The organism is Xenorhabdus aichiensis (genome assembly GCF_028598775.1).
In the GTDB taxonomy this organism is placed as follows: domain Bacteria; phylum Pseudomonadota; class Gammaproteobacteria; order Enterobacterales; family Enterobacteriaceae; genus Xenorhabdus; species Xenorhabdus bovienii.
Genome location: NZ_JAQRFO010000009.1, coordinates 92,392 through 113,156 on the forward strand (window position 1 = coordinate 92,392; position 20,765 = coordinate 113,156).

The following is a 20,765-nucleotide window of genomic DNA, read 5'->3' on the forward strand; positions in this document are numbered from 1 at the left end:
TTCATGATGAATCCCGGCTTTATGTTTACTGAATATTTACTTCAGGCCATAACAGAGCAAGCGACTATGGCATTACTTTATATATTCACCACTGCGAAGGGCTTCAATACGCTTATCTAATGGGGGATGAGATAAGAATAATTCACTGAAGCTCTTAGACTTACCATTAATACAGAATGCCATCATACGGCCCTCTTCTTGAGGCTCATAGCTGGTTTTAAGACGTTGCAACGCAGCAATCATTTTTTCACGCCCAACCAGTTTCGCTGATCCTGCATCTGCGTGAAATTCACGGTAACGGGAGAACCACATGGTAATAATGCTTGCCAGAATACCGAATACAATCTCCAGCACCATTGAAAGCACCATATAAACAATTGGGTTACCGTTGCTGCTACTTTCATTCTCATTATTATTGCTGGATAGGAAACTTGAAGCCGCCTGTGCAATGATACGCGAGATAAAAATAACGAATGTGTTCACAATTCCTTGTAACAACGTCATCGTTACCATATCACCATTAGCGATATGGCTGATCTCATGAGCAATAACAGCTTCAGCTTCATCACGACTCATATTGTTCAGCAACCCAGTACTGACAGCAACTAACGAAGCGTTACGACGTGCACCTGTCGCAAATGCATTAATATCAGGAGCATCGTAAATAGCAACCTGTGGCATAGTAATACCAACCTGATCTGACTGACGGCGAACAGTCTCCATCAACCACAATTCCATTTCATTGGAAGGATTTTCGATGACCTGACCACCAACAGAACGCAATGCCATCCATTTCGACATTAACAGAGAAATAAACGCACCACCAAAACCAAACAAACCAGCCATAATCATGAGGCCAGCTACACTACTTCGCTGAACTCCTGTGAGTGAAAGTATTATCCCAAACACCACCATGACCGCGAGGTTAGTGAGAAGGAACAAGGCTATTCGCATCATATAAATTTGTTTCCTTTAATTATCAAATAGTTCAACTAAGAGCTAAACCATAAATATGGGGATTCAGCCCATATTATTCAATTTTTTTAAGATGTTAAGCGATAGAATCAACATAACTTTACAGTGTTACAAAAAAGGCCGACTATCAAGTCGGCCTTTTATCTGTAACGAATTTTAAAATTACTTCGTCAGAGTCATTTCGGCTGGTTGATGTGCCAAATCTAGAGCAATTTGTACCGATTCATCCAAGTAGGGATCTGGCCCTTTGTAATCTTTCGGTAAATCATCAAGTGACTTGAGCGATTTTTTACCCTCTCGTTTAAAGCGCTCATTAATACGATTCAACTTGATTGATTCATACTCCTTATTCTCTTTCTCTCTCTGAGCATAATTCAGAGAGTAAACGCCATTACGAGCTTTTATTAATTTGTAATAAGCAATATCTTGCTTGATATATTTAAACTCAGGAGCATTGGCAATACGCTGGTTATGCAATTGAGCCAGTAACGGCACCGACGCTGAAATAACCTTTGAGAAAGGATAAGATGCTGGCTGAATACTATCCCACGGTAACGCATTGTCCTCTTGGCTTTCACCTATATCAGCAGGCTCTTCCGCTGTTGGCATGAGGATATCAGGAGTTACACCTTTAAGCTGAGTACTGCCACCATTCACCCGATAAAATTTCTGAACAGTATATTGCACTGAACCAATCTCTGGCCAGTCAGGTTTTAACATCTGATCATAAATACGATTTAGAGAACGGTGATTCTGAACAGTACCTTTACCAAAAGTAGGATCACCAACAATTAAGCCCCGGCCGTAATCTTGCATAACAGCAGCAAAAATTTCAGATGCTGAAGCACTCCTGCCATCAACTAAAACGACTAGAGGACCTTTATAATATATCGCTTCATCAGTATCTGAGTCTTGTTTTATTCTACCGGTATTATCCCGGATTTGCACAATCGGACCAGTAGAAATAAACAAACCAGACAGCGATACAGCTTCAGTTAACGCTCCACCACCATTGGACCGTAAATCAATGACAATTGAAGAAACGCCCTGTTTGGTCAATTTTTGCAGCTGTATTTTCACATCGTTAGTCAGGCCAACATAGAAACTCGGTATATCAAGGATGCCAATTTTTTCTTTTCCTACCGTTTTCACTGACATCTTAACTGCATTATCTTCAAGGCGAATATTCTCACGAGTTAACGTGACGATATGATTTTTAGCTCCTTTCGTGCTGGGTATGATTTCAAGGCGAACTTTACTTCCTTTCGGCCCTTTTATCAGAGTCACAACATCTTCCAGACGCCATCCGACAACATCTACGATTGGCTTTCCGGCTTGCCCGACCCCAATAATTTTGTCCCCATCTTTCAGTAAATTGCTCTTCGCTGCGGGGCCTCCCCCAACCAGTGAACGAATAGCGATATACTCATCATCATATTGTAAGACAGCTCCAATTCCTTCAAGAGAAAGGCTCATTTCTGAATTGAATTGCTCTGTGTTGCTAGGTGAAAGATAGCTAGTATGAGGGTCTATTTCACGCGCAAAAGCCATCATGATAATTTGAAAAACGTCCTCACTCTTACTTTGATTAAGACGTTTTAGATGAGTTCGATAACGTTTGGTAAGTATTTCCTTGATTTCTTTATCATCTTTACCAGACAGTTTGAGATTTATCCAATCAAATTTAATCTTGGCATCCCAGAGTTTATTTAATTCTTCAACGCTGGTCGGCCACGGAGCCTTAGTACGTTCGGTTTCAAACGTATCATTGCCATCTAAATTAACAGGCTGTTCCAAGCGAGAAAGAACATATTGATAGCGTTCGAAACGGCGCTTCTGCATCAAGTTAAACAGAGCATAAGGCAGCCTTAAATCACCATTTTCAAGCGCTTTACCTAAAAGCCCTTTCTGTTCAGCAAACTGTGCAATATCTGATGCAAGAAAAACATTATGGCCATAATCTAATGCGTTCAGGTAGCGATCAAAGACTTTCCCTGAAAAAGCAGCATCCAGATAAAAATGGCGGTAGTGAGAACGCAAAAAGCGAGAAACAATCCGCTTACTCACGGTTGAATGTTGTTGTTCCGGTTTTAAATCTGGCAATTGACTGAGGGCAATAACAGGCGCATTGTTCCCGTTAACAGTACTGCTACTGATGACATTAGCAGTATTTGCATACCCTATACCAGAAAATGATAGACCTAAAACGAAAGCCAAATTAATGAGTTTGTTCATGCCCAAGTTGGCCTCCGTATCAGAACTTTAAGTGTTCTGCGCGTACAATCATTGCCAGACCAGTAGGTAGTTGCACTCTTACACCATCTTTTGCAATTTCGAGCACAGAAGCATCCATTAAACTTTTACCTACATTTACTTTGATTGTCTGCCCGACTTTCAAAGAGGATACGTCTGTGACTGAGGTTAACTCAGGTTGTGAAATTTTTGGTTGTGCAATTTTTCTTGTAACGTTATCTGCTGGTTTACGTGATTGTTGCAGACGATTTTGCGAACGAGATGAACGTTTTTCACCATCACCTGATGCTTGACGACGAGGTGCCGTCTTTTTATTCACAGGATGTTCGCTTTTTTTGTCAGATGCGTTTTCGGTTTCACGTTTCTTGGCACGTTGTTCAGCCCGTTGAGCCTGTACTCGCGCTTTCGCTTCTGCCAGTTGCTGACGCGCATGTTCAATGTGCTCAACTTCCAGCTCACCACACGCATTACCATCAAGGTCAACACGCTGGGCACCTTCTTTAACACCATAAAGGTAACGCCAACTGGATGTATACAAGCGCAAAGCAGAACGAAGCTGTGTTTTACTTAAACATTCTTCACCCTGAATACGTTCAACGATATCCTGAAAGATCCCGATCTTTAAAGGACGTGCTTCACCTTCTGCTGCGAAACAGAGAGGAAAGCGCTCCGCCAAGAAAGCAATGACTTCTTTACTACTATTCAACTTAGGTTCAGTTTCCATGAAATTTCCTGATTACAACGGTTTTGCCAACCAGCGCAGGCATGAACAGGCGACATTATAATAGCGTTACTGATAAATGCCACGTTATACGTATGTTAAGTTACGTTCTGTTGTAGATATTTTGGCACGACGCATTGCCCCAAATGCTTACAAAGCCTGATAACAAGCGCTTTCAAGCCATGTTCATCATTTTCATCAAACCGTTCAAAAACAGTGCTGTCGATATCCAATACGCCAATAATTTGCCCATTAATTTCCAAAGGAAGGACAATTTCAGCGTTACTGGTGGCATCACAAGCTATATGACCGGGAAAAGCATGTACATCAGAAATACGCTGAATGCTATTTTTTGCCGCAGCAGTTCCACATACCCCTTTTCCTATAGGAATACGAACACAAGCGATCTTACCTTGAAATGGCCCTAAAACTAGAGTATTACCATCCACCAAATAAAAGCCGACCCAATTAACATCATCCAAACAATCACTTAACAATGCACTTGTATTGGCAAGAGAAGCGATTAAATCATATTCACCTGACAATAGAGCCATCAAGCTATCTGATAGCTCCTGATAAAATTTATGCTTATCCATACGCCCCTATTATAACGACCAAATTAATTAATGTTATTAAGACAAAATATTAACATCAAAGTTACTGCCCTGCTATCTATAAACTATTTTGAACAATAGCCTGTCATCATGGCAGGCATCCTTCTAGAATACCGCTTGTATCCCTGAATTAGAATTTTCTTTAATTATTTTTACCCGTATTCATTTATAAAATTCAGGGAAATATCACAACTTATATTAAAAACTCGCCTGACTTGCAGTCAGATCCGTGTCCTTGTTCATATTATTATAATAAAACACCTTATCAATATACTGAGGGTTGTTTGATCTCCATTCACTTATTATATATATCAGGAGAAAAAACAATTTATTGAAAAAAGTAAAATCTCCTGCGCCATCGCCATATGGTAAAAAACAAAAAAAGGCCGAGTGTACTCCTCTACTCGGCCTATGGAAAATGGCTCTATCAAAGAGCCTTGCGCTAAAAACTACCATTGAGACGTAGAACAACCTACCACTTAAAGCGTAGCTGACATGCAATGATTTACCAAGTTTTGTCCCTCATAGACTGTGACTAGGTTGCGCTTCACACTAGCAGTGTCAACTTATAGTTATTTTTTGTCACGTGTATTATCACATAAAGCTAATGCCGCTTTTTGAAATGGCTCAATACTCATTTTTTGATTGGAATGCTCAGGATCATCTAAAAGGATCTTACTTAACGATGTAGCAATAACTTTATTGGATTCCATAAGCTGTGTTGCACGATCATTCAATGGGTACTGCATTAATGTACTGGGGTTAATCACAAATAGTGCCCCATCCGAGCGGCAATCAAGCATAACTTCTTCACGGGTAAAGGCCCATTGTTTCCCGAACTGCAATTTACTGACAGTTTGTATTGGTGCGGCAATGCTCTGAAAAGAGAAAAACAAAAAAGCTAAAACCCAATATACTCGTTTCATTATCATTCCTCTGATAGACATATGCGCCTGATTCTACCGATCACTTTCGTGTTTATATAGCCAAATCAACATTTATCACTCAGGAATCATACGGGAGGTTCCGTTGCAAAGATGGCTATGCATAACAGTACAGATGTTCCCAGAATAATCTCCAACCAGCTATTCATGGTCAACCATTCATAGCGCCTTTTCTGATTTAACCTGGGTACCAAAATATAACGATTGATCAGCGCCAGAAGCACCATGCCAGCAACCAAGGCAATTTTCAACCACAGCATTGATTGATACTCAGAAATGGTGGTACTGAAAACTGGCCAGTCTGGGATTAAAATGATGCTGCTCACAATACCCGTGATGATCACCATAAAAACGGCAAAATGCCCATAATTCGAAAATTTCCGCATTGCAGCTACGCTTTCACCAGATAGCTTGTCTGCTATATAACCGCTATATGTACCATCACGATATAAGTTAGAATTCAATGTATTCTTCAGCCTTAAGAATTGCAAACACAGCAAAAAAGGCCACAGGCCACCAAACCAATAACCAGCACTTAGTAAATGAACAATCTGGTTAGCCTGAAGTAACAACCCGATATTCCCCTCATGCATTGCAGCATGACCAATGAAAGCATGACTTGACAGCAAAATAACAGAGCAGCCCAACAATAAGAAATTTCTAGTTTTAGTATGAAAAAAGAACAAACACGCAACAGCAAGTGCTGCAACCAATAGCTGCCATTTCCACACTTGACCAAAAGCAGTTCCCAGCACGGTTAGCCAAATATCGAACTGATAAACATCATGCCAGCCATCTCCCATTAATCCTGTCTGTATGATAAACCAGGCTATTGAAGTTATTAAGGCCAGCACAGTGCTGATTGAAACTCCGACTCTTAACCGTTCTCTCATCAGTACCGAAAAACGGCCTGAGGCAAGCATGGCAGTAAACAAGCTAAGGCCAAACATCAGCATGACTACCACAAAATGAAAGAAACGGCAGAGTACGTATAACGCCTCAAGCGAAATCATTATCTTACAGTAAAGTTATAAGCGCCTTTTGTTTTATGACCATCGACAGAGAGCACGCTCCAGTCGACGCTATATTCTCCCGCGACAAGTTTATCTTCAACTGGCAGAATTAATTTGGTCTTAGTGTCAGGATCAAGTTCTAGCTTACCCGTTTTAACGGTTTTCTTTTCTGGGCCAATCAGTTTTACTTTACTGAACCCAAGCTCAATGCGCTCTGAAAAGCTCAGAGTTATAGCTTGTGGAGCTGCTTCAACTATTGTGTTTTCTGCTGGCGTCTGGTCTTTCAAATGCGCATGAGCCAAAGCCTGTTGACAAGACATTCCGACAAATAGAACCACCAGAGCAGATAATTTAGCCCAGAATGAACGGATGCTAAGAATGGACATAATAGATAACCCTTTAATATACAGGTGAATTTTCATACCTAAATAGGGATTCTATATCAAAAAACAGGTTTAATCTGCGATAATCTGCGGCCAAAGTCATGACCTGTGAACCACTACGCAAAAATGAGGACAAAAATGAAAAGAACCGTAATTCCTGCCACAAAAACAAACGAAAAAGCAGAAATTACGGTAAAAAAGCCAGATGAGCTTATTTTGCTTATCTATCAGGCATGTGCTGGTACAGACAATCCTTTCAGATCTTTATCCAGCAAGAACAGTGACTTGCCACTTTCACCTACCATACCCAATTTATCCAGAATGGATTTGAACAGTTTTTCTTCTTCATGTTGTTCAGCAACATACCACTGTAGGAAGTTAAAAGTAGAGTAATCCTGTGTCATCATCGCTACATGAGCCAGCTTGTTGATCTCTTCTGTGATCAGTTTTTCATGCTCATAGGTCTGATTGAATACATCAGAGATCGAGTTAAATTCAACTGGAGGAGCCTGAACAGCACCGAGAACAGGCATTGCTCCCGTGTCACCCAAATAATCAAACAGGCGCTGCATGTGCTGCATTTCTTCCTGTGAATGCGATCTCAGAAATGCCGCCGCACCTTCATATCCTTTGTCACTGCACCATGCACTCATTTGCAAGTATAGGTTGGCAGAATAAAACTCCAGATTTAATTGCTCATTTAATTTCTTAACCATTTCTTGTTTTAACATCAACCCATACTCCTAGTAATTTATTAAATTCCGCATATTATGCCTATTAAAAATCAATAAAACAAAAATAAAATAAAAATACTCAACTAATTGATAATTAAGTATTTATTTAAAATAAAACAATAAGAATAAATCTCATTAAATATAAGAAAATAAGAATCACTTTTATTTAATTAAATATCTATTTGAAAAAATAAATGACTAATAAAAATGATAATTGATATTATTAATGTTTAGCTGGTTATTTTTACCACAATTAAACAACTTGCTAAATAAAGAGGACTCGATTAATTTTATCCCGTAAAAATGAGTGTTATTTTTTAGAGAGGATATGATGGTTCATAACTTAGCCAAGTTATCTAAAGATGAAATGGATAAGGTCAATGTTGATTTAGCGGCATCAGGAGTTGCATTTAAAGAACGCTATAACATGCCTGTCATTCCTGACACGGTTGAACAATCTCAACCACAGCACCTGCGAGAATATTTCCGGCAGAGATTAAATCATTACCGCCAGCAATCAAGGTATTTTTCACGCTTACCTTATGAACCCAGAAGCCGTTAAGGATGGGACGAAGAAGATAACCACCACTTAAGTGGGTGGTTATCTCAGCTATTTTCCAGCAAACTTATCAGTCGCCTTGATCAACTGGTGTAAAATGCCTGCTTCGTCAAAGGAATGACCAGCACCTTCTACAATATGCAACTCCGCTTCCGGCCATGCTTTTGCCAGATCCCATGCGTTCTGTAACTGACACACCATATCATAACGTCCATGAATGATCGCAGCAGGAACATGCCTGATAAGATCAATATGGTCCAATAACTGCTGTGTATTATCCATAAAACCGTTATTGACGAAGTAGTGATTTTCAATACGAGCAAATGCCAGGGCAAATTTATCTTCTGAGAATGAATCTGCATTTTCAGAAGGCAATAATGTTACTGTCTCACCTTCCCAAAGACTCCATAAACGGGCAGCTTTCAACTGTACTTCTGGATCATCACTCATCAGGCGTTTACGGTAAGCTTCCATTACATCTTCGCGTTCTTCTTCAGAAAGGATAGATATCAAGCGTTCCCATTTATCTGGGAAAAACCGGGAAGCACCGTCCTGATAATACCAATGCAATTCTTGGGTACGAAGTAGAAAAATACCCCTTAACACCAGCTCTGATACACGACTCGGATGTTTCTGAGCATAAGCCAAAGATAAAGTTGTCCCCCATGAACCGCCAAAAACCAGCCAGCTATCAACCCCCATCAAATTACGCAGGCGCTCAATATCATCAATTAAGTGCCATGTTGTATTGTTTTCAAGACTGGCATGGGGTTTGGAGCGCCCACAACCACGTTGATCAAACAACATGACATGATAGCACTCAGGATCAAATAACTGTCGATGATAATTTGCGATCCCTCCACCAGGGCCTCCGTGAATGAATACCGCTGGTTTACCTTTTGGATTGCCGCACAGTTCCCAGTAAACCTGATGTCCATCTCCGGTATCCAAATATCCCGTTTGGTACGCGTCATAAGCCGGATAAAGTTTTCGTAGTTCCGCCATAAAGACCTCTCACTGGTTAAATAAAACGGGATACACTCCCAGTATCCCGAATACATTTAAAGTTATCATGACAAGCTATTTACTTTACCTCACTATAATTGATTGTATCTTTTTGACAATCAATTGTGACATTGTAACTTTTGTCTCTTTGGGAGCCACGAACAATAAGCGGAACCTGTAACGTATTTCTATCACCAGTCATATCATTGACATTTACCCATGCAATGGGTTTTGAAGTTCCTAATTGTTTCCTGTCTTTATCCCAGTGATGAATACGATTTTGTAAGAAATCTTGCTTGACCTGTGCTGCTATTTGGTCTTTGGTTAAGTTTTTGCAAGAAACAAACTTCGCCATGTGATCATTTTCAGCGGCTGATGCAGTAGTCAATGAAACGGAAAGCAGAATGCCTGTTCCCAATAACCCAATACGATGAATAAATTGGTTTGCCTTCATATTACCTCCTATTACCACCCAAATAATATGGATTAAATGTTGGGGTAAACTAACATGTAATAGAAAGTAATTATGTGAGTTTTGTTAAAAATGCGTGGCGGTTATTTTTCGTCATCCTCAAATAAAACATGGATCTGCTCCTTGCCCTGATGTTTCTCCCTCAACTCTCGAGCAACAATAGCAATAGCTTCCCCACTGCTCATACCTTCTGAAATGAACTGATGGATCCTTTCTACTGCAACTTGCTGTTCTTCATGGGATAATGCCGGCATACCTGAAAACATAAACATAACCTCAAATATACGTTCACAATTAATGACAAACGGGATTATATACCCAATAGGTTTTAATAGACGCTTTTATCTCAAGTCAGGGGTGAGATTCTGTGATAATCTCCAGCAGTTAATAAGTTATTTTTTCGAATTACCCAACGCCAACACTGGTTACATCATGAAGATTGCATTACAAAAACGGCTGTTACCTTATTCTCCTGATCTTGCCACCCGATATTTTGCCCCTCTCTCAGTATCACCTTGGGCAATGTTGTTACATTCTGGAACGGCTGAACATCCCCATAACCGATTTGATATTTTAGTTGCCGAACCAGTAACAACGCTTATCACACGGAGCGAATCAACAGAAATCAACTGTAATGGTGAAGTTTCACTCTCTCAGGAAGATCCATTCTTGTTGTTGAAAAAGCATCTGCATATTCGCAATATTACTCCGCAATTCGATCCTGATTACCCTTTTCAGGGGGGGGCATTAGGTCTATGGGGATATGATCTTGGCCGCAAGATTGAAAAATTACCCGCCATTGCTGCCAATGAACTGGATTTTCCGGATATGGCCGTTGGGATTTACGACTGGGCTCTGATCATCGATCATCACCAACAGAAAGCAACATTACTGGGTTATCACAATCTCGATAATCGTCTGGCATGGCTAGAATCACAGCAAAAAAACCGGGAAACAAATTTCTCCCTGAGCAGTCAATGGCAATCCAATATGACTGCGCAGCAATACCACGAAAAAATTACCCGGATTCATCGCTATCTGCGTGATGGAGACTGCTATCAAGTCAATCTGTCACAGCGCTTTCATGCCAGCTATCAAGGTGATGAGTGGCAGGCCTTCACCCAACTCAATGATAGTAATCGTGCTCCCTTTTCTGCTTTTATCCGTTTGCCTGAAAACTGCATTATCAGCGTTTCGCCTGAACGTTTTTTATTACTGGAAGATAAGCAAATCCAGACACGCCCCATTAAGGGAACATTACCACGATTGCAAGATCCGGAAGAAGATCATTTACAAGCCAAAAAATTGGCCAACTCCCGCAAAGATCGCGCTGAAAATCTGATGATTGTTGACTTATTGAGAAATGACATCGGACGGGTTGCAACACCAGGCTCAGTCAAGGTTCCTGAATTATTTGTCGTTGAGCCCTTTCCCGCTGTGCACCATCTGGTCAGTACCATTACAGCAACATTACCTGATGAATATCATGCCACCGATCTACTCCGAGCCTGTTTTCCAGGTGGTTCAATCACTGGCGCACCCAAAATTCGTGCTATGGAAATCATTGAAGAGTTGGAACCTCATCGTCGGCATGGATATTGCGGTGCTATTGGCTATATTAGTTTCTGCGGTACAATGGACAGCAATATCACCATACGTACCTTACTGACAGAAAAGGGAAAAATTTACTGTTGGGCAGGTGGTGGAATCGTCGCAGATAGCATTGCTGAAAAAGAATATCAGGAAACATTTGATAAACTGGGGCGCATCTTACCTCAATTAGGGGAACTCCATATACCATGACATCGCTTTCTGACTTCATTCATCGGTTTCAATTGCAACTTCCTACGCAGCCAGCAGATTTGGCGAACAACCAGCGAAATGCTGCTGTATTGCTGCCGATTATCTGTAAGCCAGAGCCAACGCTTTTATTAACCCAGCGCGCTAAAAACCTGCGCTCACATGCCGGTCAGATCGCTTTTCCTGGTGGAGCCGCCGATCCCGAAGATCATTCTCTGATTGCCACCGCTTTGCGTGAAGCAGAAGAAGAAGTCAGCATTCCACATCACAAAGTACAAGTATTGGGGCAGCTAGCCCCCTTAGACAGCAGTGGGGGCTATCGTGTGACTCCCGTTGTCGGGTTAGTCTCTCCCTCTCTTTCTTTTCGGACAAATCCAACAGAAGTGGCAAGAATTTTTGAAATTCCACTTTTTGATGCTCTCTCTCTTCCCCACTACCAATATTTAGATATAAAAAGCCGCAATCGACAGCACCGAGTCTATTTTTATTGGTATCGTGAACAAATGATTTGGGGATTAACTGCGGCTATTATTTATCGGCTGGCACAACAAGTTCAAAGATCGGTCTAACAATAATCGCAAAGCATCACCAAAATGTGCGTTTCTTAGCCACATTCATATCAATTGCTATTATAATTAAAAAAAAACTGTAAACTCCTTTATCAACGCTACTAAATAACAGTAAAGTAGCGCGCTTTAATATAAATAACTATATCTCTTTCTTCTTAAAGGAGTCTGGCGTGATTAGCGTTTTCGACATGTTTAAGGTGGGTATCGGCCCATCCAGCTCTCATACTGTTGGTCCTATGAAAGCAGGAAAACAATTTGTCGATGATCTTGTAAACCAAGGAGTAATGTCCTCTATCACGCGTGTAGCTGTTGATGTTTACGGCTCACTTTCATTAACTGGGAAAGGTCACCATACGGATATCGCCATCATCATGGGGCTGGCAGGTAACATGCCCGCGACTGTTGATATTGATTCAATTCCTGGTTTTATTCGTGATGTTGAGCAAACTCAACGTTTGCCACTGGCAAATGGTTTACATGAAGTCGATTTTCCTCGTGACGGAGGTATGAACTTCCGCAGCGATAATCTGTCACTACATGAAAACGGTATGCAGATTCATGCATTCGCAGGTGACGAAAAAATTTACAGCAAAACTTACTACTCCATCGGTGGTGGGTTTATTGTTGATGAAGAACATTTTGGCAAACCCTCTCAAGATACCAAACCAGTTTCTTATCCATTCAGCTCTGCTGCTGACCTGCTGATGAATTGTAGCAAAACAGGTCTGTCTGTTTCTGGCTTGATGATGAAAAACGAGCTGGATTTGCATAGTAGAGAAGAAATTGGCGAATACTTTGCCGATGTATGGAATACCATGCAAGCCTGTATTGACCGTGGTCTGAACACGGAAGGCCTATTGCCAGGCCCACTGCGAGTGCCTCGCCGTGCCGCAGCTCTGCACCGTATGCTGACATCATCAAATAATTTCTCCAATGACCCAATGAACGTGGTTGATTTGATCAATATGTTTGCATTGGCGGTCAATGAAGAAAATGCGGCGGGTGGCCGAGTTGTAACAGCGCCAACCAATGGTGCATGTGGGATCGTGCCAGCGGTATTGGCTTATTACAACCACTGTATTGAGCCAGTTACGCCAGATCTTTATATCCGCTATTTCCTTGCCTCTGGTGCAATCGGCATCCTGTATAAGATGAACGCGTCTATTTCTGGTGCAGAAGTAGGCTGTCAGGGCGAAGTTGGGGTTGCCTGTTCAATGGCAGCGGCAGGTCTTGCTGAATTATTGGGTGCGAGCCCTGAGCAAGTTTGCATTGCGGCAGAAATTGGTATGGAGCATAACCTCGGTCTGACTTGTGACCCGGTTGCTGGGCAGGTGCAGGTTCCATGTATCGAACGTAATGCGATTGCTTCAGTCAAAGCCATCAATGCATCTCGCATGGCACTTCGCCGTACCAGCGAACCCCGTGTTTCGCTAGATAAAGTCATTGAAACTATGTACGAAACAGGTAAAGACATGAACGCGAAATACCGTGAAACATCACGCGGTGGTTTGGCGATTAAAGTTCAGTGTGACTAATCACAGATGCCGTTCATCAACACCCTGATGAGCGGTATTTGTTATCCATTATTAGTATATACGCCTTATCTAGAAAAATATCCCTGCCACATGGCAGGGATATTTTTTGGCTGAAACGGATCACTTAAGTACATTATTTTCTCTTTTCCCCCTAAAACATCACATTTTTTTTATACAAACATTAATAAAATGTTACCGGAAACAGTTCAATAAACCACTAAAATGAAAATATAAAGAATAAAAAATCATAATAAAATGAAAATTAAAACGAAAATCTTGTTTTCGTCTATCAAAACAGTCCATCTTAATTTTTCTGACTGATAGCAATTTTCTTAAATGCTTCAAATGATAATCTAACGATATATTTTCTTATGTAACAAAATATAAAACCATGAGAAATGAAATATTTGAGATAGATTCTCAATAGGACATGATGTTTGCAACTATCATATTAATTAATAGGAGGCGCAATACATTAGAAATATTGAGAGTAAGCTTGCAGTAGACCTGAGTTCAATTGCTACAGAAAGGGGAAAAACAAGTGAGTATAGCCATTATGATTGGCACACATGGGGCTGCGGCAGAGCAACTGCTTCATACCGCAGAGATGTTGATTGGAGAACAGGAAAACGTTTCTTATATTGACTTCGTACCCGGTGAAAATGCCGATACATTGTTCGACAAATACAACCAGAAACTGGAATCACTTAATACAGAGCAAGGTGTCTTATTTTTCGTGGATACCTGGGGTGGTAGCCCATTCAATGCAGCCAACCGTATCGTGGTTGACAAAAGCAACTACGAAATTGTCACTGGCGTAAACGTCCCCATGCTGGTTGAAGCCTTCATGTGCCGCGACGATGATCCATCAATGGAAGAGCTGGTTTCTGTGGCACTGGAAACAGGAAGAGAAGGTATCCGCGCCCTTAAAACAGAACAAGCTGAAGAAACCCAAAAACCTGAACCAATCAAACCCGCAGCACCAACCATTGCTCCCGCTTCATCACCTACCGTTTCTGGTGGCGGACACATGAAAATTGCCCTTGCGCGCATCGATGACCGCCTTATTCATGGTCAAGTTGCAACTCGCTGGACAAAAGAAACCAATGTTAAACGCATCATTGTGGTCAGCGATGATGTGGCACAAGATACCATCCGCTCCACTTTGTTGAAGCAAGTCGCGCCTCCTGGCGTCAGCGCTCATGTGATAGACGTTGCTAAATGCGTTCGTGTTTACAACAACCCCAAATATGCGGGTGAGCGTGTCATGCTGCTGTTCACAAATCCTACAGATGTACTGCGGATTGTCGAAGGCGGTGTTTCGCTTGAATCCATCAATATCGGTGGTATGGCTTTTCGTCAGGGCAAAACTCAGATCAATAACGCTATTTCGGTTGATAGCGCTGACATTGAAGCTTTCGAGAAATTAAATTCCCGCGGTATAGAACTTGAAGCTCGCAAAGTTTCCAGTGATACCCGCTTGAATATGATTGATCTGCTTAAAAAAGCTTAAAAAACAAAAGACAGATGCTATTTTACTAACCATTACTCAATAACGAAATTCTAACCAAATTCCATTTGGTTACAGGAGAAAAACAATGGAAATTACCGTTGTTCAACTTTTGTTGATATTCATCGTTGCCTGTATTGCAGGCATGGATTCTATTCTTGATGAATTTCAATTCCACCGTCCGCTGGTTGCCTGTACATTAGTCGGCTTAGTACTGGGTGATATGAAAACCGGCATCATCATCGGCGGTACACTCGAGATGATTGCTCTTGGCTGGATGAATATCGGTGCGGCAGTCGCCCCCGATGCAGCATTAGCCTCCATCATTTCAACCATTCTGGTTATCGCTGGCGGGCAAGACGTTGGTGCAGGTATCGCACTGGCTATTCCTCTGGCTGCGGCAGGACAAGTATTGACCATTATCGTCCGTACTCTGACCGTTGGCTTCCAGCACGCGGCGGACAAAGCCGCAGAAAACGGTAATCTCCGTGCAATCAGCGCCCTTCACATTTCTGCGTTAATGCTTCAGGCAATGCGTATCGCCCTGCCTGCACTGGTCGTGGCATTGTCAGTCGGTACGTCTGAAGTTCAGAGCATGCTGAACGCGATTCCACAAGTTGTGACCAGCGGCTTGAATATCGCAGGGGGCATGATCGTCGTTGTCGGTTACGCAATGGTGATTAATATGATGCGCGCTGGCTACTTGATGCCCTTCTTCTACCTCGGTTTCGTCACAGCGGCCTTTACTGATTTCAACCTTGTTGCATTGGGTGTGATTGGCGTTGTTATGGCTATCCTGTATATCCAACTTAGCCCTAAATATAACCAATCACAGACAGCCGCTTCTGCAGGCAATACTTCAAATGACCTTGATAACGAATTAGATTAAGAGGATGAACAACATGTCAGATACAACAAACACAGGTCAGAAAAAGCTGACGAAAAGTGATATCCGTGGTGTTTTTCTCCGCTCTAATCTATGTCAGGGTTCATGGAACTTTGAACGTATGCAGGCATTGGGTTTTTGCTTCTCAATGGTGCCAGTTATTCGTCGCCTCTATCCTGAAAATACTGAGGAACGAAAACAAGCCATAAAACGCCATCTGGAATTCTTCAACACCCATCCTTATGTGGCAGCACCTATCCTTGGTGTCACCATGGCAATGGAAGAACAGCGTGCCAATGGTGCTGATATTGATGACGGTGCCATTAACGGGATCAAAGTCGGCTTGATGGGGCCACTGGCTGGCGTGGGCGATCCGATTTTCTGGGGAACCGTGCGTCCAGTCTTCGCCGCCCTTGGTGCCGGAATTGCCATGAGCGGTAGCCCGCTGGGGCCAATTCTATTTTTCTTCCTGTTTAACTTAGTGCGATTGCTCACCCGCTACCTTGGTGTGGCTTACGGCTATAAAAAAGGCTTGGATATCGTTAAGGATATGGGCGGCGGCTTCTTGCAAAAAATGACAGAAGGAGCGTCAATTCTTGGCCTGTTTGTCATGGGAGCGCTAGTCAATAAATGGACTAAAGTGAATATTCCGCTGGTAGTTTCTGAAGTACCCGATCCTACCACTGGCGTAATAAAAGTCACCACAGTTCAAACTATCCTTGACCAGTTAATGCCTGGCTTGATGCCGCTATTGCTGACCTTCGGCTGTATGTGGCTGCTGCGGAAAAAAGTCAATCCACTGTGGATCATCATGGGCTTTTTCGTTCTGGGAATCGTGGGCTTCCGTTTTGGTTTCCTCGGTTAAGTTTGATTTCTCTACGTTACTTTCGTATTTGGGGAGGTTTTCCTCCCCCACTTCTTTATTGCAAGAACAAACATATTATAAAAAACCCATTAGCTATATAAAAAATTAGGGATTTAAAATGAGTTTGAATGATATCATATTGATAATTCTGGTTTTATTAATGTTCGCTTTTGCGATTTATGATGAATTTATTATTAATCAGCTCAAAGGCAAAACGTTATTAAATATAAAATTAAAAAGAAAACATCGGATCGATGCCTTAATATTTATCGTTCTGATTTCCATCGTCATTTATAATAATGTTATCGTACATGGCAATCAATTCACCACCTATTTACTGTTATTTATCATCTTGGTTACAATATATTTAGGTTATATTCGTTCACCTAAACTTATTTTCAAAAAACAAGGATTTTATTACGCTAATCGTTTTTTTCAATATAAAAAAATAAGCACAATGAATCTATCTGAAGACGGTATTTTAATGATAAACTTTGAAAAAGCTAATATATATATTACTGTAAGCAAACTGGATGATTTAGAAAAAATCTATCAATTCCTTGTCAACAATAGATAATATCATACCTCATCAATATCCATATTTTAAATGAGGCGAATAATTAATATTAGCTTCATTTTTCAATTACGACAGATAATGATAACCATTATCAATAAAATTTTTTAATATATAACCAAATATTTTTTGCCTTTTATTTTAAATCTGGTATTGTCACTTCCAGTCATTGGGGAGTAGCCTGTTCCAAAACATTTTTGGAAAATTCGTATCAACATACTCGTTTGCAACAAAACGTGGTACGAATGCCTGAAGGGCCTAATAAAAATAAGCTCTAAATCGGTTGGCAAGACCATAGACACATGACACCACCATTGGTTGGGTGTGGGTTGTGTGTATATGGAATCACCCAGCCGAGGCTATGTCGATGAATCTCTACGCAACACTCATTCTCGCATTCGCGCTATCCATGGATGCTTTCGCTGCCGCAGTAGGAAAAGGTGCCGTTCTTCACCGCCCACGTTTCCGTGAGGCGATCCGTACAGGTATTATCTTTGGTTTGGTTGAAGCCTGCACGCCTTTAATCGGTTGGTTTTTGGGACTTTATGCCAGCCAATATATTATGGAATGGGATCACTGGATTGCATTTTCACTGCTGTTCATGCTTGGTTGTCGGATGATTATTGAAAGTTTGAAAAATAATGTTCAAACTACCATTGAATCTACTCCTCGCCGCCATAGTTCAATGACATTAGTTATCACTGCAATTGCAACGAGTCTCGATGCTATGGTGATTGGTGTCGGTCTTGCCTTCTTACAGGTCGATATTTTGCATACCGCCATGACAATTGGAATAATAACCATGATTATGGCTACATTAGGAATGTTAATCGGACGTTATATTGGACCGTTATTAGGCAAACGAGCAGAACTGATTGGCGGCCTGATATTAATCATCATTGGGTTCAATATATTATTCGAGCATCTTAAATTATTTATGTATGCAGCATAATTATCTTTCCGGAATAGATATTTTTTCCATATCCATTCCGAATTAAACTATCATTATCAAGTACGCCGATAAACTTTTAGCATAAAATCAGCTTCACAATTAAACAGTTTTTCAGTCATCAAATTAGTTTTAACCTGTTCTGATGCCCGCCAGGCAAAAGGGGTCATTTGCAATAAATTATGGGCTTGCTCTCCATCCAATGGCATTGCATAGGCCAGCATTTCTGTCGAAATTAATTCAAATCCCTCCCACTGTTCCTTGTTTTCAGGATGTAAATTTACTTCCTGATAAATCAATTCCTTTAGCTGATACAAATGACGTGGGCCAGGTGTAACCGTCAAAACAATGCCATGCGGTTTTACAACACGAGCTAATTCAGTCGCTTTGCAAGGCGCATAAATCCGCAGAATTCCGTCAAGTGAACCGTCAGCAAATGGCAGGCGGTGGCTGGATGCTACACAGAAATTGACGTTTGGATAGCGTTTAGCCCCATAACGAACCGCTATTTTCGCTACATCCAGACCATATACCGTCATATCCCGATGGAGATTCAACTGTGCCTGTACCGCTGCCGTATAATAGCCTTCACCACAACCAATATCCAATAACGTTCCGGCACTTTCTGGCAAATACTTGTCAAACAACTGAATAGTTTTCTGTTGTAATTCCTGATAGTGGCCAGAATGTAAAAACGCCCTTCTCGCCTGCATCATTTCAACACTGTCGCCCGGCTCTTTTGAGCGCTTATGTTGAACTGGCAGCAAATTAACATAGCCTTCTTTCGCACAATCAAACTGATGATTGTTTTCACAGCGCCATTGATGATGTATGAACAATAATGGTGAATGACATAGAGGGCATTGATAAGACATAATATTCCGATGAATAGGGAAATTTAGAGGCTTACTATAACATGTTTTTTATAGGACTGCGGGTGATACTGGATTGACTATTCCAAGTTCTAAATTTATTGTCTTTCAATGAAGTCATCGCTAAACGCAGGGTGAAAAAGCAGCAAATGCAATGGAGTCAACAAGGCGCACATGACTTACTCCAGACGCGGACAGCGGTACTCAATGATGATTTAAAAGCCCGATTTGAGCATGAGTATCCGGGAATAAAATTATGTGAAGAAACGGATCGCTATTTGACAGAAGCTGTTGCTGCATAAGTGCCCCAAACTTTTTTACGCTCTCCTTGTAAGACGCAGGAAGTGTCTCATTGCAGTGTCTTCTTTAGGTACACCCATACAATCCAATAAGCCATTTTAGGGGGAAAATTTCATTTGCAGTTAATGTGGGCTGGAAGACAAATAACCAAATACAGCACGTTCAACCCTTTCCGTAAGCCCTGATTTGGCAGATTCACCGTATTCACCTGCGGTATCAACCATACCTTTGATTATTGCCATCACGTCTCGCATAGCAACCTGGATATCAGCTTGGGGAGGAATATCGGGGGTTATCAGCAGTTCAGTGATGATGCTGCGCAACTGTGTATTCGCCCACTGCACACCACTATCAAAAGGCAAACGTGCCTCTTCAAAATCAAGCAACCGCGCCAAATCAGGGCGGCGCAGTTGGTGATCGACACAGGACTTAATAAAGGCAGAAATCCCGGCACGCCCACTCGTCTTTGTTACCGCCTTTTGTGCTTCGGTGATAAGTCGTGCTGACTCACGCACGATTAGCGCCCCCATCAGCGCATCTTTGCATGGAAAGTACTGATACAGGGAACCGATACTCACGCCAGCCAGTTCTGCAACGGCATTTGTTGAGAAACCTTCGTGACTATGCCGCTCCAAAATGCGAGCAGTGGCCTCAATAATCGCTTCAACCATCGCGAGAGAGCGCGCTTGTTTCGGCTGTTTTCGTAGTCTTGGTCGCTCTTGGTTTGATAACGTTGTCATGGGGGGAATGCGAGTTGTGAAAATAAGTAATAGCTCACATTATAGAGGCCTCAACAACGAATGCAAGGAACGACAATCATGTCTCAATCACAACATTTTACCCCCGCTTTAACCGTATTCATGCTGGTCAAAACAACCCCTGAGTGGCTGAGTTTCTCTATCGACCAACGCTTAACGCTTCAAACACTTTGCTGAAATCTTTACCCCCATCATCAAAAAACATGCCGCCGGTGTTTCGCTGCGTTTTTATGACGTCGAGTTTTATTCAACACGAGTCACAGACATCTGGGTATGGGATGCCAAAGATCATGAAAGCTATCAACTGCTCGTTGAAGAGTTGCGTGAAACACCGTTATGGGATCGGTACTTTGATATCGTTGAAATCCTTACGGGGGTCGAAAATGCTTACGCTAAAAACTATGGGCGCGATGTCGTCTCAGCTTAACAGTAAAAATCCGTGTAAGTACCAATACAGGCTACAAGTAGCCTGTA

Annotated in this window: 24 protein-coding genes, 1 pseudogene and 1 riboswitch; of the genes and pseudogenes, 12 read left to right on the forward strand and 13 right to left on the reverse strand. The window is 41.6% G+C overall.

What is annotated here, in order from left to right:
* Window positions 1–72 precede the first annotated feature (72 nt).
* From htpX to ftnA, 8 genes are all read right to left on the reverse strand, one after another.
* Window positions 73–957: a protease HtpX gene (htpX, locus tag PSI22_RS06375; RefSeq protein WP_273579035.1), complete on the reverse strand. Its 885-nt coding sequence runs from the start codon at window positions 955–957 to the stop codon at window positions 73–75.
* A gap of 180 nt (window positions 958–1,137) precedes the next feature.
* Window positions 1,138–3,210, reverse strand: coding sequence for a carboxy terminal-processing peptidase (gene prc / locus PSI22_RS06380; protein WP_273579036.1), 2,073 nt, complete (start codon window positions 3,208–3,210; stop codon window positions 1,138–1,140).
* A 19-nt stretch (window positions 3,211–3,229) separates the two neighbouring features.
* On the reverse strand, window positions 3,230–3,952 hold the full coding sequence (gene proQ, locus PSI22_RS06385; protein ID WP_273579037.1) for an RNA chaperone ProQ: 723 nt from the start codon (window positions 3,950–3,952) through the stop codon (window positions 3,230–3,232).
* Window positions 3,953–4,047: 95 nt separating this feature from the next.
* The gene (gene msrC, locus PSI22_RS06390) at window positions 4,048–4,545 is read right to left on the reverse strand and encodes a free L-methionine (R)-S-oxide reductase MsrC (protein ID WP_273579038.1); all 498 of its coding nucleotides are present in this window, start codon (window positions 4,543–4,545) and stop codon (window positions 4,048–4,050) included.
* A 590-nt stretch (window positions 4,546–5,135) separates the two neighbouring features.
* The gene (locus PSI22_RS06395) at window positions 5,136–5,489 is read right to left on the reverse strand and encodes a YebY family protein (protein WP_273579039.1); all 354 of its coding nucleotides are present in this window, start codon (window positions 5,487–5,489) and stop codon (window positions 5,136–5,138) included.
* Between the two features lie 86 nt (window positions 5,490–5,575).
* Window positions 5,576–6,520 carry a copper homeostasis membrane protein CopD gene (copD, locus tag PSI22_RS06400; RefSeq protein ID WP_273579040.1) on the reverse strand — a complete coding sequence of 315 codons (945 nt, stop codon included), beginning with the start codon at window positions 6,518–6,520 and terminating at the stop codon, window positions 5,576–5,578.
* The gene (gene yobA, locus PSI22_RS06405) at window positions 6,520–6,906 is read right to left on the reverse strand and encodes a CopC domain-containing protein YobA (RefSeq protein ID WP_273579041.1); all 387 of its coding nucleotides are present in this window, start codon (window positions 6,904–6,906) and stop codon (window positions 6,520–6,522) included. Before yobA ends, copD begins: the two co-directional genes overlap by 1 nt.
* Window positions 6,907–7,130: 224 nt before the next feature.
* Window positions 7,131–7,634 carry a non-heme ferritin gene (gene ftnA / locus PSI22_RS06410; protein ID WP_273579042.1) on the reverse strand — a complete coding sequence of 168 codons (504 nt, stop codon included), beginning with the start codon at window positions 7,632–7,634 and terminating at the stop codon, window positions 7,131–7,133.
* Window positions 7,635–7,968: 334 nt separating this feature from the next.
* On the opposite strand from ftnA, the gene PSI22_RS06415 reads away from it, so the two are divergent.
* On the forward strand, window positions 7,969–8,199 hold the full coding sequence (locus PSI22_RS06415) for a DNA polymerase III subunit theta (protein WP_038188777.1): 231 nt from the start codon (window positions 7,969–7,971) through the stop codon (window positions 8,197–8,199).
* A 48-nt stretch (window positions 8,200–8,247) separates the two neighbouring features.
* Here PSI22_RS06415 and pip read toward each other — a convergent pair whose 3' ends face one another.
* The 3 genes from pip to PSI22_RS06430 form a co-directional block, all read right to left on the reverse strand.
* Complete coding sequence (gene pip, locus PSI22_RS06420) at window positions 8,248–9,201, reverse strand: prolyl aminopeptidase (protein ID WP_273579043.1); 954 nt, start codon at window positions 9,199–9,201, stop codon at window positions 8,248–8,250.
* 79 nt (window positions 9,202–9,280) lie between these two features.
* Window positions 9,281–9,655, reverse strand: a complete 375-nt coding sequence (yebF, locus tag PSI22_RS06425; RefSeq protein WP_273579044.1) for a protein YebF — start codon at window positions 9,653–9,655, stop codon at window positions 9,281–9,283.
* Window positions 9,656–9,756: 101 nt separating this feature from the next.
* Window positions 9,757–9,939 (reverse strand): YoaH family protein, encoded by a 183-nt coding sequence (locus PSI22_RS06430; protein ID WP_273579045.1) that lies wholly within the window; start codon window positions 9,937–9,939, stop codon window positions 9,757–9,759.
* A 166-nt stretch (window positions 9,940–10,105) separates the two neighbouring features.
* Between PSI22_RS06430 and pabB the strand changes: the two genes are divergently transcribed.
* The 8 genes from pabB (at window position 10,106) to mntP (ending at window position 18,364) form a co-directional block, all read left to right on the forward strand.
* Window positions 10,106–11,476: an aminodeoxychorismate synthase component 1 gene (gene pabB, locus PSI22_RS06435; protein ID WP_273579046.1), complete on the forward strand. Its 1,371-nt coding sequence runs from the start codon at window positions 10,106–10,108 to the stop codon at window positions 11,474–11,476.
* Window positions 11,473–12,042, forward strand: a complete 570-nt coding sequence (locus tag PSI22_RS06440; protein ID WP_273579047.1) for a CoA pyrophosphatase — start codon at window positions 11,473–11,475, stop codon at window positions 12,040–12,042. Before pabB ends, PSI22_RS06440 begins: the two co-directional genes overlap by 4 nt.
* A gap of 170 nt (window positions 12,043–12,212) precedes the next feature.
* On the forward strand, window positions 12,213–13,577 hold the full coding sequence (locus tag PSI22_RS06445) for an L-serine ammonia-lyase (protein WP_038196443.1): 1,365 nt from the start codon (window positions 12,213–12,215) through the stop codon (window positions 13,575–13,577).
* Between the two features lie 541 nt (window positions 13,578–14,118).
* Entirely contained in the window at window positions 14,119–15,090 is a 972-nt protein-coding gene (gene manX / locus PSI22_RS06450; protein ID WP_273579048.1) for a PTS mannose transporter subunit IIAB, read from the forward strand.
* Window positions 15,091–15,175: 85 nt separating this feature from the next.
* Entirely contained in the window at window positions 15,176–15,976 is an 801-nt protein-coding gene (locus PSI22_RS06455) for a PTS mannose/fructose/sorbose transporter subunit IIC (protein ID WP_038206631.1), read from the forward strand.
* 13 nt (window positions 15,977–15,989) lie between these two features.
* The gene (locus PSI22_RS06460) at window positions 15,990–16,838 is read left to right on the forward strand and encodes a PTS mannose transporter subunit IID (protein ID WP_273579049.1); all 849 of its coding nucleotides are present in this window, start codon (window positions 15,990–15,992) and stop codon (window positions 16,836–16,838) included.
* A 118-nt stretch (window positions 16,839–16,956) separates the two neighbouring features.
* On the forward strand, window positions 16,957–17,415 hold the full coding sequence (locus PSI22_RS06465; protein WP_273579050.1) for a DUF986 family protein: 459 nt from the start codon (window positions 16,957–16,959) through the stop codon (window positions 17,413–17,415).
* A 156-nt stretch (window positions 17,416–17,571) separates the two neighbouring features.
* A riboswitch (yybP-ykoY riboswitch) is annotated at window positions 17,572–17,773 on the forward strand.
* A 6-nt stretch (window positions 17,774–17,779) separates the two neighbouring features.
* Window positions 17,780–18,364, forward strand: a complete 585-nt coding sequence (gene mntP / locus PSI22_RS06470) for a manganese efflux pump MntP (RefSeq protein ID WP_273579051.1) — start codon at window positions 17,780–17,782, stop codon at window positions 18,362–18,364.
* A gap of 56 nt (window positions 18,365–18,420) precedes the next feature.
* Here the strand turns inward: mntP and rlmA are convergent, their stop codons facing one another.
* Window positions 18,421–19,236 (reverse strand): 23S rRNA (guanine(745)-N(1))-methyltransferase, encoded by an 816-nt coding sequence (gene rlmA / locus PSI22_RS06475; RefSeq protein ID WP_273579052.1) that lies wholly within the window; start codon window positions 19,234–19,236, stop codon window positions 18,421–18,423.
* A gap of 101 nt (window positions 19,237–19,337) precedes the next feature.
* Between rlmA and PSI22_RS06480 the strand changes: the two are divergent.
* Window positions 19,338–19,535: pseudogene (locus tag PSI22_RS06480) on the forward strand (ISKra4 family transposase); the annotation flags it as partial.
* 120 nt (window positions 19,536–19,655) lie between these two features.
* On the opposite strand, the gene PSI22_RS06485 reads toward PSI22_RS06480, so the two are convergent.
* On the reverse strand, window positions 19,656–20,273 hold the full coding sequence (locus PSI22_RS06485; RefSeq protein WP_273579053.1) for a TetR/AcrR family transcriptional regulator: 618 nt from the start codon (window positions 20,271–20,273) through the stop codon (window positions 19,656–19,658).
* Between the two features lie 78 nt (window positions 20,274–20,351).
* Between PSI22_RS06485 and PSI22_RS06490 the strand changes: the two genes are divergently transcribed.
* On the forward strand, window positions 20,352–20,468 hold the full coding sequence (locus PSI22_RS06490; protein ID WP_273579054.1) for a darcynin family protein: 117 nt from the start codon (window positions 20,352–20,354) through the stop codon (window positions 20,466–20,468).
* A 16-nt stretch (window positions 20,469–20,484) separates the two neighbouring features.
* The gene (locus tag PSI22_RS21465) at window positions 20,485–20,718 is read left to right on the forward strand and encodes a darcynin family protein (protein ID WP_370689007.1); all 234 of its coding nucleotides are present in this window, start codon (window positions 20,485–20,487) and stop codon (window positions 20,716–20,718) included.
* The last annotated feature ends 47 nt before the right edge of the window (window positions 20,719–20,765 follow it).